General features: G+C 67.3%; 13 protein-coding genes and 1 other RNA gene. 5 read left to right on the top strand and 9 right to left on the bottom strand.

Features of this window, described 5'->3' with window-relative positions:
- A complete protein-coding gene (locus tag FB464_RS04900; protein WP_116414857.1) occupies positions 1 to 426 on the bottom strand; it encodes an RDD family protein in 426 nt (141 codons plus the stop codon).
- A gap of 162 nt (positions 427 to 588) precedes the next feature.
- Between FB464_RS04900 and glnA the strand changes: the two genes are divergently transcribed.
- Entirely contained in the window at positions 589 to 2,013 is a 1,425-nt protein-coding gene (glnA, locus tag FB464_RS04895; RefSeq protein ID WP_116414858.1) for a type I glutamate--ammonia ligase, read from the top strand.
- Between the two features lie 95 nt (positions 2,014 to 2,108).
- Here glnA and FB464_RS04890 read toward each other — a convergent pair whose 3' ends face one another.
- From FB464_RS04890 to FB464_RS04875, 4 genes are all read right to left on the bottom strand, one after another.
- Positions 2,109 to 2,315, bottom strand: a complete 207-nt coding sequence (locus FB464_RS04890; protein ID WP_116414859.1) for a hypothetical protein — start codon at positions 2,313 to 2,315, stop codon at positions 2,109 to 2,111.
- A gap of 65 nt (positions 2,316 to 2,380) precedes the next feature.
- The gene (locus FB464_RS04885; protein ID WP_116414860.1) at positions 2,381 to 3,553 is read right to left on the bottom strand and encodes a heavy metal-binding domain-containing protein; all 1,173 of its coding nucleotides are present in this window, start codon (positions 3,551 to 3,553) and stop codon (positions 2,381 to 2,383) included.
- A gap of 36 nt (positions 3,554 to 3,589) precedes the next feature.
- A complete protein-coding gene (locus tag FB464_RS04880) occupies positions 3,590 to 6,631 on the bottom strand; it encodes a bifunctional [glutamine synthetase] adenylyltransferase/[glutamine synthetase]-adenylyl-L-tyrosine phosphorylase (RefSeq protein WP_116414861.1) in 3,042 nt (1,013 codons plus the stop codon).
- Positions 6,632 to 6,641: 10 nt separating this feature from the next.
- Entirely contained in the window at positions 6,642 to 7,979 is a 1,338-nt protein-coding gene (locus FB464_RS04875) for a glutamine synthetase family protein (RefSeq protein ID WP_142206610.1), read from the bottom strand.
- A 55-nt stretch (positions 7,980 to 8,034) separates the two neighbouring features.
- Between FB464_RS04875 and FB464_RS04870 the strand changes: the two genes are divergently transcribed.
- A complete protein-coding gene (locus FB464_RS04870) occupies positions 8,035 to 9,783 on the top strand; it encodes an NAD+ synthase (RefSeq protein ID WP_142206609.1) in 1,749 nt (582 codons plus the stop codon).
- An 18-nt stretch (positions 9,784 to 9,801) separates the two neighbouring features.
- Positions 9,802 to 10,620: a 3-methyl-2-oxobutanoate hydroxymethyltransferase gene (gene panB / locus FB464_RS04865; protein ID WP_142206608.1), complete on the top strand. Its 819-nt coding sequence runs from the start codon at positions 9,802 to 9,804 to the stop codon at positions 10,618 to 10,620.
- An 87-nt stretch (positions 10,621 to 10,707) separates the two neighbouring features.
- On the opposite strand, the gene FB464_RS04860 is transcribed toward panB, so the two are convergent.
- Positions 10,708 to 10,893 carry an SPOR domain-containing protein gene (locus FB464_RS04860; RefSeq protein ID WP_116411417.1) on the bottom strand — a complete coding sequence of 62 codons (186 nt, stop codon included), beginning with the start codon at positions 10,891 to 10,893 and terminating at the stop codon, positions 10,708 to 10,710.
- 93 nt (positions 10,894 to 10,986) lie between these two features.
- Here FB464_RS04860 and map point away from each other — a divergent pair, with 93 nt between their 5' ends.
- Entirely contained in the window at positions 10,987 to 11,865 is an 879-nt protein-coding gene (gene map / locus FB464_RS04855) for a type I methionyl aminopeptidase (RefSeq protein ID WP_142206607.1), read from the top strand.
- Positions 11,866 to 11,917: 52 nt separating this feature from the next.
- A complete protein-coding gene (gene ppgK, locus FB464_RS04850; RefSeq protein ID WP_116414862.1) occupies positions 11,918 to 12,745 on the top strand; it encodes a polyphosphate--glucose phosphotransferase in 828 nt (275 codons plus the stop codon).
- A 15-nt stretch (positions 12,746 to 12,760) separates the two neighbouring features.
- Here the strand turns inward: ppgK and rnpB are convergent.
- The 3 genes from rnpB to FB464_RS04835 all read right to left on the bottom strand — a co-directional run bounded on the left by rnpB (position 12,761) and on the right by FB464_RS04835 (position 14,904).
- Positions 12,761 to 13,164, bottom strand: an RNA gene (gene rnpB, locus FB464_RS04845) — RNase P RNA component class A.
- A gap of 92 nt (positions 13,165 to 13,256) precedes the next feature.
- Positions 13,257 to 13,991, bottom strand: coding sequence for a zinc ribbon domain-containing protein (locus FB464_RS04840; RefSeq protein WP_116414863.1), 735 nt, complete (start codon positions 13,989 to 13,991; stop codon positions 13,257 to 13,259).
- A 67-nt stretch (positions 13,992 to 14,058) separates the two neighbouring features.
- Positions 14,059 to 14,904 (bottom strand): Nif3-like dinuclear metal center hexameric protein, encoded by an 846-nt coding sequence (locus tag FB464_RS04835; protein WP_116414864.1) that lies wholly within the window; start codon positions 14,902 to 14,904, stop codon positions 14,059 to 14,061.
- Positions 14,905 to 14,968: the final 64 nt, after the last annotated feature.

Genomic DNA, 14,968 nt, shown 5'->3' with positions numbered 1-14,968 from the left:
CTATCGCCGCACGAGCACCGTTCCCGCAAAGACGTCATGGAGCCCGCGCTGGTCTGAATCCCAGATCAGCGCGGGGATCGTGAGCACGAGCAGGGCGGTGCGGATGATCGGCCGCCACCAGCCCGCGAAGGTGCCGTCGACCTTCACCACCCGGAGGCCCAGCAGCAGGTGGCCGAAGCCGCCCCCGGTGAAGGCCATCAGCACGATCTGCTCGATCATGAAGATGATGGTCGCAGCCCAGGCGTTCCCGAAGAAGAAAGCAGCGTAGACGACGAAACAGGCGGCCCAGTCGATCAGGAGCGCACCGATGCGTCGCCCGGGCCGACCGACAGAGCCGCGACCCTCTTCAGGGAAACCGAGCCGCTCACCGGGCCACGTGCTCGGTGCAGCGCCAGACCAGCGGGACGGAGGCTTTGCATTCGACACGAGTGCGAGTCTAGGTCACGCCACTTTGATGACCCTGCACGTAACATGCCTGAAACATTTGCGACACGGCCGAGTAATCGGTTCGCGGTACCCTGACGGAAGTTGTGTTCACAACTGAGCACTGCCAAGCCATTCAGTACCAAGCCATTTGGAGTCTCTCAAATGTTCAGTGATTCTTCCGAGGTGCTCAAGTTCATCAAGGACACCGACGTCAAGTTCCTTGATATCCGCTTCACCGACCTTCCCGGCGTGCAGCAGCACTTCAACATCCCCGCCTCAACCGTCGACGAGGACTTCTTCTCCGTCGGCCAGATGTTCGACGGCTCGTCGATCCGTGGATTCGCATCGATCCACGAGTCCGACATGCAGCTCATCCCGGACGTGTCGACCGCCTACATCGACCCCTTCCGCGTCGAGCGCACGCTGATCGTCATCTTCGACATCTACAACCCGCGGAACGGCGAGATCTACTCGCGCGACCCGCGCCAGGTCGCCAAGAAGGCGGAGAAGTACCTCGCCTCGACCGGCATCGCCGACACCGCGTTCTTCGCCCCTGAGGCCGAGTTCTACATCTTCGACGACGTGCGCTACGAAGTGAAGCAGAACAAGAGCTTCTACTCCGTCGACTCCAGCGAAGGCGCCTGGAACTCGGGCCGCGAAGAAGAGGGCGGCAACCTCGCCAACAAGACCCCCTTCAAGGGCGGGTACTTCCCGGTCAGCCCCGTCGACCAGCACGCAGATCTCCGCGACGACATCTCGCTGAAGCTGATCGACTCAGGGCTCATCCTCGAGCGCGCCCACCACGAGGTCGGCACCGCCGGCCAGGGTGAGATCAACTACCGTTTCGACACCATGGTGCACGCGGCAGACGACATCCTGAAGTTCAAGTACATCGTGAAGAACACGGCTTCCCAGTGGGGCAAGACCGCGACCTTCATGCCGAAGCCGCTCTTCGGCGACAACGGATCGGGCATGCACACCCACCAGTCGCTCTGGAACGACGGCAACCCGCTGTTCTACGACGAGGCCGGCTACGGCGGGCTCAGCGACATCGCCCGCTGGTACATCGGCGGCCTCCTGAAGCACGCCCCCGCGGTGCTCGCCTTCACGAACCCGACCGTCAACTCGTACCACCGCCTGGTGCCGGGCTTCGAAGCTCCGGTGAACCTGGTCTACTCGGCCGGCAACCGGTCGGCGTCGATCCGCATCCCCATCACCGGAACGAACCCGAAGGCCAAGCGCATCGAGTTCCGTGCACCGGATGCCTCGGGCAACCCGTATCTCGCCTTCGCGGCGCAGCTCATGGCGGGCCTCGACGGAATCCAGAACCGGATCGAGCCGCACGAGCCCGTCGACAAGGACCTCTACGAGTTGCCGCCCGAGGAAGCGAAGAACATCCCCCAGGTTCCCGCATCGCTCGGCGAGGCCCTCTTGGCCCTCGAAGCGGACAACGAGTTCCTGACCAAGGGCGGCGTGTTCACGCAGGACCTGATCGAGACCTGGATCGAGTACAAGCGCGAGAACGAGATCAAGCCGATCGCCCAGCGCCCGCACCCGTTCGAGTTCGAGCTCTACTACGGCGTCTAGTCACGCAGTCACCCATTGACGGGGCTGCATCTTCCCAGGAAGGTGCAGCCCCGTTTTCTGTCCCCGAATGTTTCGCTTCTCTTCAGCGGGCGAGGCTAGTCGAGCACGGGCCGCTGCACCACCGGCAGGAGCAGCGCGGCCCGTCGGGTCACGAATTCGGTCTCGGTGATGGTGCCCCGACGGCGCAGCCGGCCGAGTTCGCAAAAGCCGTGCTCGACATCCCGTTTCACTGAGGCTTCAGCTTCCGTCTCGACAAGCTTCTGGGCACGGCGGTGGATCTTCAGGAGTCTGACGGCTTTCACAAGAGAGTTGTTCGGAGCACCTCGAAGGTCGGTTTGCTGTGAACGCCGAACTCTTCGAAGGTCCACTACTGCTGGTTCCGAGTGAGCGTGACCCCGTAGGACGCCTCGGCGCTGTTGAAGAAGGTGTCGCGGTCGCGCACGATGGCCTGCGGCGGAAGCTGCTGCGAGCGTGTCGAGGCGACCGTCGAGCGCTTCACGGCAGTGCCGATGGCCAGGAACTCGATGAGCCCGCCGCCGAGGTCGTACACATACGTCTTGATGCCGATGACATCGTCTGCCCCGACGGCGGTGGCCTGCTGCTGCACCTTGGCAAGCGACTCCTCGCGCGCTCCGTAGATGAGCTGGGTCAGCTCACTGATCTCACCCTTGACGAAGTTCTTGAAGGCGGAGGTGATGCCCCCGACGAAGCCGAGCGAGTACACCGAGGTACCCATCACGAGCTTCAGTGGCGCGTAGCCGATGCGCGCGAGACTCCACATCTCCTCGGCAGTGAGGTCGCTGGTCACCACCCCCACCGCTTCGAGAGCCGGATCGGACATGTCGTGCCGCGACGCCGTTCCCACCATCAGCATCTCCTGCACCGCCGTGCCGCCGAACGGAAGGATGTTCGTGGTGATGCCCACGACCGCATTGGCCCCGACCGACTGGGCCTCGGCCACGATCCGCTGCAGCGCGAGGTTGCGGGTGCGCGAGAACAGGTCGCTGTACTCCGTGACCTCGCCCTTGGCGAGCTGGCGGAACGCTCCCGTGATGCCCCGGCCGACCCCGATGGAGTAGGCGACGTTGCCCATGACGAACGAGACCGGCTGGTAGCCGGCATCCATCTGGCAGAACAGTTCCTGGCCGTCGCTGGAGGTCGTGAAGGCGACAGAGGGCACGCCCTCTTTCTGGTGCACCGTGGACGCCACCGACAGGAACTCGATGTTCTGGGCGTGGAAGATCAACTCGGTCGTCACACTGGTCGCGCCGTGCCCCTGGCTCTGCTGCATCTCCGCAATGAGCCGCTGCATCGACAGGTGCCGCCCCTGGGTGATCATGTTGGTGATCGCGGTGATCTCACCCCCGACCATGCCTCGGAAACCCGAACTGAGCGAACCGAGAAGCCCTCGCGAGAAGACGCTGTTGCCCACCAGCAGGTTGCCGGGATGGTAGCCGAGCAGGTCGACGCAGTACATCTCGTTGCCGGACAGGCCGCTCAGCACGGACTTCCTGAGAGGAGTGGAGCCGGGGTCGGTCATCGAGATTCCTTCCGAGAAACATGAGCGTCAATCACCCTACAACGCGCCGTAGAAGTCCCGTTCGAAGATCGCGCGGGCACGCCGGGTGACGGCGAGATAGTCCTCTTCGAGCGCGGTGGCCGAGCCGGGCGGGTACTCGAGCAGCCGGGCGACGCCCTCCAGCTGTTGCCGGTCGGAGGGCAGCACATCGGCCGTGCGGTTCGTCCAGAGGGTCATCGCGGAGCGGGCCCGCGACGCGAAGATCCAGGCCTCGCGGAGCCGCGCGGCATCCGCCTCGTCGACGTAGCCCGCCTGCACCTCGGCCTCGAGGGCATCCAGGGTCGACGTCGTCCGGAACGACGGATGCTCTGCCCCGTGCTCGAGCTGGAGCAGTTGCACGTACCACTCGACATCGCTCAGCGACCCCCGACCGAGTTTCAGGTGCCTGGCCGGGTCGGCGCCCTGCGGCAGCCGTTCCTTCTCGACGCGGGCCTTGATGCGCTTCACCTCGCGCACAGCCTTCTCCTCGATGGATGTCGGATACCGCACGGTGTTCGCTACAGCCTCGAAATCGCGCATCAGTGACACGTCGCCCGCCACTCCGCGCGCACGGAGCAGAGCCTGGGCCTCCCAGGTCAACGACCAGCGCTCATAGTAGGCGCGGTAGCTGTCGAGCGAGCGCACGACGATGCCGTTCTTGCCCTCGGGTCGGAGGTCGTTGTCGAGTTCGAGCGGCAGCCGGTGGTCTTCGGTGAGCCGCACCAGTTCGTTCACGATGAAGCGGGCGACCGACTGGGCCGTCTCGCCGTCGACCGAGACGGCACGGTAGACGTAGAGCACGTCGGTGTCGGAGCCGAAACCGATCTCACGTCCGCCGTACCGGCCCATGCCGATGACCGCGAACTCGATTCCGTCACCGCGGGCGAGGGCCGCCGATCCACGGATCGCGTCGAGCGTGCCCTGCAGGAACACGGTCGTCACGTCGGTGAGGCCCTTGGCGAGCTCCTGCACGGTCACCAGCCCGAGGATGGCGGCGCACGCGAGGCGCAGCACCTCCCGGCGACGGGCGGTACGGAGCGCTGCGGCCACGGCATCGGGGGTGTCGTGCCGGGCGATCGTGGCCGCGGTCTCAGCTCTCAGGACATCGAACGGGCGGGGGCGCAGCTCGTGGTCGTTCTCGAGCCAGGCGGCGGATTCGGGGATGCGTTCGAGCAACTCGGCGGCGAAGCGGGATCCGGAGAGCACCTGGGTGAGGCGGGAAGCGGCGCCCGACGAGTCGCGGAGCATCCGGAGGAACCAGTAGGTCTCCCCCAGGGTGTCGCTCAGCCGGCGGAAGGCGAGCAGCCCGTAGTCGGGGTCGGCGCCGTTCGCGAACCACTGCAGCATCACGGGCAGCAGGTGCCTCTGGATCGCGGCCCGCCGGGAGACGCCTGCAGTCATCGCCCGGATGTGGCCGAGCGCGCCTTTCGGGTCGCGGAAGCCGATCGCCGCGAGGCGTGCCACCGCCTGCTCGCTGGTGATGCTGATCTCGTCGGGACTGAGCGCGGCCACCGCAGCCAGCAGGGGGCGGTAGAACAGTCGTTCGTGGAGCGTGCGCACCCGGAGTTTGATCGCATTCCAGACCTCCAGCAGCGCGGGGGCGCTCGGGGCGAGCTCGGTGGCACGGGCGAGCACACGCTGGGCGAACTCGTCGCGCGGAACCAGGTGGGTGCGCCGGAGGTTCCGCAGTTGCAGGCGGTGTTCCATCAGCCGGAGCACCCGGTAGTCGTGCGAGAACTCCTGCCCCTCGACACGCCCGATGTAACCCTGGTCGGCCAGCGCCGCCAGAGCCGGCAGTGTCCCCGCGTGGCGGACGAGAGGGTCGTTCTGTCCGTGCACGAGTTGCAGCAGCTGCACGGTGAACTCGATGTCGCGGAGCCCGCCCGGCCCGAGTTTCAGCTGCCAGTCGACCTCGTCGGCGGGAATGTGGTCGGTGACCCGCTGGCGCATCTTCTGCACCGACTCGACGAAGCCGTCGCGGGACGCACTCGTCCAGACCATCGGCCCGACCGCGTCCGCATAGCGCTGGCCGAGCGACATGTCGCCGGCGAGCGGCCGCGCCTTCAGCAGCGCCTGGAACTCCCAGCTCTTCGCCCACCGCTCGTAGTAGGCGAGATGGGAGGCGAGCGAACGCACCAGGGCTCCCGCCATGCCCTCGGGGCGGAGGTTCGGGTCGACCTCCCAGAGGCTCGGCTCCATCGTGGGTTCCATGATGCCGTGCATGGTCAGCATGGCGAGGGCGGTCGCGATGTCGATCGCTCGTCCGGTCTCGAGGCCCGCTTCATCGTCGCCCTCCCCCACGAAGATCACATCGACATCGCTCACGTAGTTCAGTTCATGAGCACCCGACTTGCCCATGCCGATGATGGCGAGGCAGGTTGCGGCGACCTCGTCGCGCCCGAACGACCAGCGGCTCCGTCCGGGAGTGGATGCGCGGCTGCGCGCGCACGCCAGCGAGGCGTCGAGCGCGGCCGCCGCCAGATCGGCGAGGGTGCGAGCGATACCGTCCACCCCGCCGACGGGGTCGGACTGTTCGAGGTCGTACGCCGTGATCTGCGCCAGCACGCGTCGGTACCGCACGCGGAGCAGGGTCCAGTCGCCGTCGAGGGCACCGGAACCGGCACCGGCCGCACCAGCACTGCCACCGCCGATGGTCGCGAATCCGTCCACCGACGCCACCGAGTTCAGGAGGTCATCCTGCAGCTCTGCGGCCGTCGGCAGGCGGTCGATTCGGGAGCTGAGGCAGCCGAGCTCCTCGGGGTGCCTCAGGAAGAAGTCGCCGAACCCGGCGGAGGCGCCGAACACCCGCAGCAGGCGCGTGCGGGTGGGCTCCTCGGCCAGCAGCGAGACGGACGGGGTGGCCGGCAGGCGTAGCAGCCGCACGAGGAAGGAGAGAGCCTGGTCGGGGTCGGCGGTCAGCCGGAACGAGGCGAGCAGATCCTCGAGGCCAACCGAACCCAGTTCACTGGCGAGTTCGAGCCGCTCTGTCGCCTCCCCCAACTCGGAGAAGCCGACCCTGGCCAGTTCAGTGAGGCTCAGCGGCCCGGAGATGCGTGCCATCGGTGGGCTCTTAGAGCATCTCCAGGTTGCTCTTCAACTCGAACGGCGTGACCTGGTCGCGGTACGCCGCCCACTCCTGGCGCTTGTTCAGCAGCACGTAGTTGAAGACGTGCTCACCGAGGGTCTCGGCGACGAGCTCGGATTTCTCCATCTCGCCGATCGCCTGGTCGAGGCTCGCCGGCAGGGCGTTGTAGCCCAGGGCGCGGCGTTCGGTGTCGCTGAGGCTCCAGACGTTGTCCTCGGCCTCGGCCGGGAGCTCATAGCCCTCCTCGATGCCCTTGAGGCCCGCGGCGAGAAGCAGCGAATACGCGAGATACGGGTTCGCAGCGGAGTCGATCGCACGGTACTCGACCCGCGACGACTGCCCCTTGTTCGGCTTGTAGAGCGGAACCCGAACAAGTGCGGAGCGGTTGTTGTGGCCCCAGCAGACGAAGCTCGGCGCCTCGTCGCCGCCCCAGAGCCGCTTGTAGGAGTTCACGAACTGGTTCGTGACGGCCGTGATCTCGGGGGCATGCTTCAGGAGGCCGGCGATGAACTGGCGGCCGATCTTCGACAGCTGGTACTCGGCGCCGGCCTCGAAGAAGGCGTTCGAGTCGCCCTCGAAGAGGGACATGTGGGTGTGCATCCCCGAACCCGGATGCCCGGAGAGCGGTTTCGGCATGAACGTGGCGTAGACGCCCTGCTCGATCGCGACCTCCTTGACGACGGTGCGGAAGGTCATGATGTTGTCGGCCGTCGTCAGAGCGTCGGCGTAACGGAGGTCGATCTCGTTCTGGCCGGGGCCCGCCTCGTGGTGGCTGAACTCCACCGAGATGCCGAGGTCTTCGAGCATCCGCACCGACCGGCGACGGAAGTCGTGCGCCGTGCCACCCGGAACGTTGTCGAAGTAGCCCGCCTTGTCGACCGGCTCGGGGCCGTCGGGCCCGTACTGCGACGACTTCAGCAGGTAGAACTCGATCTCGGGGTGCGTGTAGAACGAGAAGCCGCGGTCGCCGGCCTTCGCCAGCGTGCGCTTCAGCACATTCCGCGGGTCGGCCACGGCGGGCTGGCCGTCGGGCGTCGTGATGTCGCAGAACATGCGGGCGGTCGGGTCGACCTCGCCCCGCCACGGCAGGATCTGGAAGGTGGTGGGATCGGGATGTGCGAGCACATCCGCCTCGAACGACCGGGTCAGGCCCTCGATGGCGCTGCCGTCGAAACCGAGGCCCTCGGCGAACGCCCCCTCGACCTCGGCCGGCGCGATGGCGACGGATTTGAGGGTGCCGACCACGTCGGTGAACCACAGCCGAACGAACTTGACACCGCGTTCTTCAATGGTACGAAGAACGAAGTCGCGCTGCTTATCCATCGACGGCTGTTACCTCTTTCCGGCACGTGGTTCTGCCGCTATTAGGCTAGTGGCTATGCCGAGACTTCGCTTAGCGCTGGCCCAGACCAACCCGATTGTCGGAGACCTCGAAGGCAACTCTGCCGGGATCGTCGCCGCCGTGCGACGCGCCCGTGACGCGGGTGCCGACCTGGTCGCCTTCGGGGAGATGGCCCTCTCGGGCTACCCCATCGAAGACCTGGCGTCCCGGCCGTCGTTCCTCGCTGCCTGCCGCGCGCGGGCCGAAGCGCTCGCGACAGAGCTCGACGAGGCCGGCCTCGGCGACATCGTGGTGGTGGTCGGGCACCCCGACGGTCCGTTCGAGCCCCGCTCCTTCACGACCACGAACGCGCCGACGGCGATCGCCCAGAACGTGGCCTCGATCATCCAGAACGGGGAGATCAAGGCGCGCTACGCGAAGCACCACCTGCCGAACTACTCGGTGTTCGACGAGTACCGCATCTTCATCGCCGGCGACGAACTGCTGGTGCTGCGGATGCGCGGGGTCGACGTCGCGCTCATCATCTGCGAAGACCTCTGGCGTGATGGCGGGCCCGTCAACCGCGTCGCTTCGGCCGACGCCGGAGTACTGCTCGTGATCAACGCCTCGCCGTACGAGCGCGACAAGAACGAGGTGCGCCTGCCGCTCGTCGTGCGGCGCGCCGTCGAGAACGACACCATCGTCGCCTACGTGAACATCGTCGGAGGCCAGGACGACCTCCTCTTCGACGGCGACAGCGTGGTGGTGTCGGCGGCCGGAACGATCATGGCGCGCGCGCCCCAGTTCCAGCCGCACCTGCTGGTGGTCGACATCGACCCCGAAGCAGCGACGCTCGACGACCTGCCGGCGGATGTCGCGCGCGTGTCACTCGACCTGCCGGAGTCGGGCTCGGTGACGCCCCAGACCGCCCTGACCGCCGACATCGCGGTCGTGCCCGACGAACTCGAGCAGGTCTGGAACGCCCTCGTGCTCGGCCTCGGCGACTATGTGCGGAAGAACGGGTTCCGTTCGGTGGTGCTCGGGCTCTCGGGCGGGATCGACTCGGCGGTCTGCGCCGTGCTCGCCGCCGACGCGATCGGGGCTTCCCAGGTCTACGGCGTCTCGATGCCGAGCCGCTGGTCGTCCGACCACTCGCGTTCCGACGCCGACGACCTCGCCGACCGCATCGGCGTGCACTACGAGACCCAGGCCATCGCCGACCTCGTGCAGCCCGTCGAGACGCAGCTCGCCCTCGACGGGGTCGCGGCCGAGAACCTGCAGGCGCGCATCCGGGGCATCATCCTGATGGGGCTCTCGAACCAGAAGGGCCACCTCGTGCTGACGACGGGGAACAAGAGCGAGCTCGCCGTGGGCTACTCGACCATCTACGGTGACTCGGTCGGCGGGTTCGCACCGCTGAAGGATGTTCCGAAGATGCTCGTCTGGGAGCTCGCCCGCTGGCGGAACGCCTTTGCGGCGCGGCGCGGCGAGACGCCGCCGATCCCCGAGAACTCGATCTCGAAGCCGCCGTCGGCCGAACTCCGCCCCGACCAGACCGATCAGGACTCGCTCCCCGAGTACGAGATCCTGGATGCCCTGCTGGAGGATTACATCAACGGCGGGTTCGGCCGTGACGAACTCGTCGCCCGCGGGTTCGACGCCGAGACCGTCGACCGCATCATCTCGCTCGTCGACCACTCGGAGTGGAAGCGCCGGCAGAGCGCGATCGGCACCAAGATCTCCCGCACCGCCTTCGGCCGCGACCGTCGCCTGCCGATCACCTACCGCCCGACGGCGGTCAACTGACGCCGGTAGGATCAGCACATGACAGAGCAGTCCCCCCGCAAGCGCGTTCGCACCCGGCACTTCCAGAACGCGAAGGAGAACGGCATCCCGATTGTGGGGCTGACGTCCTACGACATGCTGTCCGCCGCCATCTTCGATGCCGCAGACATCGACTTCCTGCTCGTCGGCGACTCCGCGGGCAACAACGTCTTCGGCAACGAGACCACCCTCTCGGTGACCGTCGACCAGCTGATCCCCCTGACGCGGGCTGTGGCCGGTGCTGCCAAGAGGGCGCTCGTCGTCGCAGACATGCCGTTCGGCTCTTACGAGGGCGGCCCCGACGACGCGCTCCGCACCGCCGTGCGGTTCATGAAGGAGGCGAACGCGCACGCCGTGAAGCTCGAGGGCGGCGTGCGGAGCGCGGCGCAGATCCGGCGCATCGTGGATGCGGGCGTTCCCGTCATGGGCCACATCGGCTTCACCCCGCAGAGCGAGCACGGGCTCGGCGGGCACATCATCCAGGGCCGGGGCGACGGTGCTGAGGCACTGCTCGCCGACGCCCACGCCGTGGAAGACGCCGGCGCCTTCGCCGTGGTGCTCGAGATGGTTCCGAGCGACATCGCGGGCCGCGTCACGAAGGAACTCCGCATCCCGACCATCAGCGTCGGCGCAGGCCCGAACACCGACGGCCAGCTGCTCGTCTGGACCGACTTCGCCGGCTTCTCACAGGGCCGCACCCCCCGCTTCGTGAAGCAGTACGCGAACCTCACCCAGGTGCTGACGGATGCCGTCACCGCGTTCCGCGCCGACGTGGCCTCGGGCGCCTACCCGGCCCCCGAGCACGAATACGAAGGCTAGACGTCGCGTTGCGCCGCGCTTGGAGCGGGCGCCCGTTCAGGGCGCACGCCGCGCTCGCGTACGAGGGCTAGACGCCGGCGGCGCTCCTCAGTCGTTCGCGGCGTCTTCCTCGGCCCACTTCGCCGAGTTGGCGCGGAGCGTCTCGAGAGCGTGCTCGGCTTCGGCCTTCGTCTCGAACGGGCCGACCCTGTCGGGCGCCGGTGACACATAACCGAACTCGACGTCACCCGTGTTCGTGTTGTACCAGTACTGCTTCGACGGGTCGCCTGACATGAGTGCTCCAAGTGGTCGTGACCCGGGTGTCCCGGGCGATCGAGTGCCGCCCGGGGCGGGCTCTGCCGCCGGGCCTGAACTACGATAGATCCTATGCCCAAGGACTCCGCCGGCCACCTCCTTCCGGGCCGGATCTCCCCTCTCCGCGCCGTCCCGGCCGACATCGAACGACCCGAGTACGTCGGTCGGCGTGACCCCGACGAGGGCGGCGGCAGCGACGTCTACACCGGCGAACGGCTGCAGAGCATCCGGAAGTCCTCGCGCATCGCCGCGAACGCCCTCGCGCATGTGGGAGCCCACGTCAGGCCGGGGGTCACGACAGACGAGTTGGATGCCCTCGGCCACGCCTACCTCATCGAACACGGTGCCTACCCGTCGACCCTCGGCTATCGCGGCTTTCCGAAGTCGCTCTGCACCAGTGTCAACGAGGTCGTCTGCCACGGGATCCCCGACAACACCGTTCTGGATGACGGCGATCTCGTGAACATCGACATCACCGCCTACAAGGACGGCGTGCACGGCGACACGAACGCCACATTCTTCGCCGGAGAGCCGAGCGAGGAGGCGCGCCTCCTGGTCGAACGCACCCGCGAGGCGATGAACCGCGGCATCAAGGCGGTGGCCCCCGGTCGTCAGGTCAACGTGATCGGGCGGGCCATCGAGTCGTACGCGAAAAGGTTCGGCTACGGGGTCGTGCGCGACTACACAGGGCACGGTGTCGGCGAGCAGTTCCACTCGGGCCTGATCATCCCGCACTACGACGCCGCACCCCGGTTCGACGACGTGATCGAGGTCGGCATGGTGTTCACGATCGAGCCCATGCTCACGCTCGGGTCCCAGGACAACGAGCTGTGGAGCGACGACTGGACGGTCGTCACCCGCGACCGGTCGCTGAGCGCCCAGTTCGAACACACACTTGTGGTCACCGAGCGCGGCGCCGAAGTTCTGACCCTCCCCGACCCGACAGAATAGAGACAGACCGCCGGCCGTGTCTCACGGCCGAGACAGAGAACGAGGGAACACGATGACTGGCAGCACAGACTCTTCGATCGCCATCGGCATCGACATCGGCGGGACGGGCATCAAGGGTGCCATCGTCAACACGGAGACCGGCGAGCTGCTGAGCGACCGCATCAAGCTCGACACCCCCGAGGGCGGCAAGCCGAAGGATGTCGTCGGTACCGTCGAGAAACTGCTCGCACAGCTCACGGATGCCCCGGCCGACGCCCCCATCGGCATCGACTTTCCCGCGGTGGTGCAGAACGGCAAGACCATGTCGGCCGCGAACGTCTCGAAGAAGTGGATCGGGCTGGAGGCTGAGAAACTCTTCGAAGACGCCCTGCAGCGCGACATCACCTTCGTGAACGACGCGGATGCCGCGGGCTACGCCGAGGTGCGTTACGGCGCCGCCAAGGGCAAGAACGGCCTCATCATCATGACGACGCTCGGCACGGGCATCGGAACAGCCATCATCTACAACGGTGTGCTCATCCCGAACGCTGAACTCGGGCACATCCAGATCGACGGCGGCGACTACGAGCACAAGGCCTCGTATGCGGCCAAGGAGCGCGACGACCTCAACTGGGTGCAGTGGGCTGCACGCTTGCAGACGTACTACGCAGAGCTCGAGAAGCTGCTCTGGCCCGACCTGTTCATCGTCGGCGGCGGAGTGTCGAAGAGCTACCAGGAGTTCCTGCCGAAGATCTCGATCAACACCCCGATGGTTCCGGCGACCCTCCGCAACAACGCGGGGATCCTGGGCGCCGCCTCGCTGGCCCTCGAGCCGAAGGTGCTGCCGAACGCGAACCAGCTGGTCGGCGAGCCCGGCGAGAGTGCCGTCTCTCTGACGTAAGCGCGAGGCTGAGCGCGAAAGGGCCGACTACTACGCCGGGTTCTGTCTTGGGTCGGGCCTCGCGGCTCGACCCATGGACGGCCATCTATCTACGACGTACGTTGCCGCACGCCTCCAGCGGTCTACCCGAAGGCACGGCGAGCAGCCGTATCGCCTTCTGTCTGACCTTGCTCCGGGCGAGGTTTACCGAGCCGGCCATGTCACCATGGCTGCTGGTGGTCTCTTACACCACCGTTTCACCCTTGCCGCGGGCCCCGCATGCGGCGCCCGTGGCGGTCTGTTCTCTGTGGCACTGTTCTCTCGGGTTGCCCCGGGTGGGTGTTACCCACCGCCCTGCTCTACGGAGCCCGGACGTTCCTCGGCGGCTGTCGCATCCGCAGAACGGATGCTCGAGCCGACGCGACCGTCTTGCCGACCCTTTCGCAGGCCCCACTCTATCGCGCCCGATCGACTCGGGAGTTTCCGTCGCTTCGCCGGCCCCTGAGCGACCGTGACTCCCGAGTCGATCCGGTCAGAGGCCGGACTCCTCCGTGCGCACGAGGATGCACGAGCTGTCGGGGTCGAGCACGACGTCGTCGGGGGCCGCCAGGCGGATCTTGGCGAGGTCGCTCTCGTGCAGCTTCACGTTGCTGCCCATCGACACACCGCGGGTGAGCAGGGCCGCGCCGATGCCGTAGCGGGCCCGCTGCCGGTCGTAGAGCGCGAGCAGTTCGTCGCCGATCGCCCCCGCGATCAGGTCGCGGTTCAGCTGCACGCCCTTCCGCTCGGAGTCGAGCGTCAGCAGCGACGCGTCGCGACTGGTGCGGAGGGCATCCTGTTCCGCCGTCAGCGCACCCATCTCCTCGGTGACCACCGCGAGGCGACCGTTGATCTCCTCGATGCGCTCCATCACGGCGAGCTCGATGTCTTCGAGATCACTCCGGCGCTTCAGCAGCGAGGCGATCTCGTGTTCGAGGCCTGAGATGTCCTTCGTCGAGGTGCTGGTCTGCAGGCGGGTGCGGTCCCGTTCCATGCGCGTCGTCACGATCTGCACGTCCGATTCGACCCGGGAGATCTCGAGCTCGGCGTCTTCGAGCTCGCCGCGAACCGAGGCGAGCCGGTGCGAGACGGTTCCGATGTCGTTGGTGAGCTCAGCGAGCCGTTTCAGTTCCGGGAGGGTCTTCGCCTGGTGCCCGAGCTGGCTGAGGCGCGTGTCGGCGGCCTGCAGGTCGAGCAGCGACCGTTGCTCTGAGACAGGTGCTTTCATGTGGGGTGTTCCTTCGGTTCTGTATGGAGTTCTGCGAAATGTCCCGTGAGTGGATGCCCGCCGGGGCCTACTGCGTCACGACGAAGTCCCACGGGTCGGTGCGGAGGTCGCTCACCGTGACGGTGACACCCGGCAGGGCGCTCCGCAGCTGGGCTGCCGCGACGTCGAGCCACAACCACTCGCTCGCCCAGTGTGACACGTCGATGAGTGCGGGGCCGGTTCCGAGCGTGGCCTGTTCCCTCGCCTCCGACGCGGGATGGTGCCGGAGATCCGACGTGATGTAGACGTCGGCGCCCCGTACGGCGGGTTCCCTGAGCAGCGAGTCGCCCGCCCCGCCGCAGAGGGCGATGCGCGAGACGGGCTGGTCGTAGGCCCCCGCGACCCGGATTCCCGTCGCGGTCGCGGGCAGCAGTTCCGCGAGCTGGCGGGCAAGGCGACCGAGCGTGGTCGGCTCGGCGAGCGTGCCGACGCGCCCGATGCCGGTGCCCGGCACGGCCGAGGGTCCGCTGGCCGGAACGATGGCCACGGCATCCGGAAGCCCCAGGCGCTGGGCGATGACCGCCGAGACGCCGTTCTCGACGATGTCGGCGTTCGTGTGCGCGGCCACGAGCGCACAGCCGCCGCGGATGAGCCGGGCGAGCAGAGCACCCTTGTAGGTGGTCTCGGCGACCGTCGTCACCCCGCGGAGCAGCAGCGGGTGGTGCACGAGCAGCAGGTCGGCCCCGAGGCTGAGCGCTTCGTCGACGGTCTCGGCGACGGCGTCGACGGCGAGGTGGATGCTCGTGACCTCCGCCTCGACGGCACCGCTCAGCAGCCCCGGTGCATCCCAACTCTCGGCGTTCGCCAGCGGCCAGAGACCCTCGATGACGGCGTTGGCCTGCTGGAGGGTGAAGGGGGGAACCGGGGTGACCACGGGAACGATTGTACGGCCACCGTCACCGGGCGCCCCGATCCGGACGGAAGCCCGGGGCTTCTCC

The sequence above is a fragment of the Subtercola boreus genome (assembly GCF_006716115.1).
Lineage (GTDB): Bacteria > Actinomycetota > Actinomycetes > Actinomycetales > Microbacteriaceae > Subtercola > Subtercola boreus.
The sequence above is the reverse complement of the archived record's forward strand: the minus strand, read 5'-3'. Positions and strand labels throughout refer to the sequence as shown.

What these genes read in the sequence shown, in the direction of transcription:
- FB464_RS04880 (WP_116414861.1), bottom strand. Translation starts at nt 6,631, where the DNA reads ATGGCACGCATCTCCGGGCCGCTGAGCCTCACTGAACTGGCCAGGGTC.
- FB464_RS04875 (WP_142206610.1), bottom strand. Translation starts at nt 7,979, where the DNA reads ATGGATAAGCAGCGCGACTTCGTTCTTCGTACCATTGAAGAACGCGGT.
- map (WP_142206607.1), top strand. Translation starts at nt 10,987, where the DNA reads ATGCCCAAGGACTCCGCCGGCCACCTCCTTCCGGGCCGGATCTCCCCT.
- FB464_RS04860 (WP_116411417.1), bottom strand. Translation starts at nt 10,893, where the DNA reads ATGTCAGGCGACCCGTCGAAGCAGTACTGGTACAACACGAACACGGGT.
- panB (WP_142206608.1), top strand. Translation starts at nt 9,802, where the DNA reads ATGACAGAGCAGTCCCCCCGCAAGCGCGTTCGCACCCGGCACTTCCAG.
- FB464_RS04885 (WP_116414860.1), bottom strand. Translation starts at nt 3,553, where the DNA reads ATGACCGACCCCGGCTCCACTCCTCTCAGGAAGTCCGTGCTGAGCGGC.
- FB464_RS04870 (WP_142206609.1), top strand. Translation starts at nt 8,035, where the DNA reads ATGCCGAGACTTCGCTTAGCGCTGGCCCAGACCAACCCGATTGTCGGA.
- ppgK (WP_116414862.1), top strand. Translation starts at nt 11,918, where the DNA reads ATGACTGGCAGCACAGACTCTTCGATCGCCATCGGCATCGACATCGGC.
- glnA (WP_116414858.1), top strand. Translation starts at nt 589, where the DNA reads ATGTTCAGTGATTCTTCCGAGGTGCTCAAGTTCATCAAGGACACCGAC.
- FB464_RS04840 (WP_116414863.1), bottom strand. Translation starts at nt 13,991, where the DNA reads ATGAAAGCACCTGTCTCAGAGCAACGGTCGCTGCTCGACCTGCAGGCC.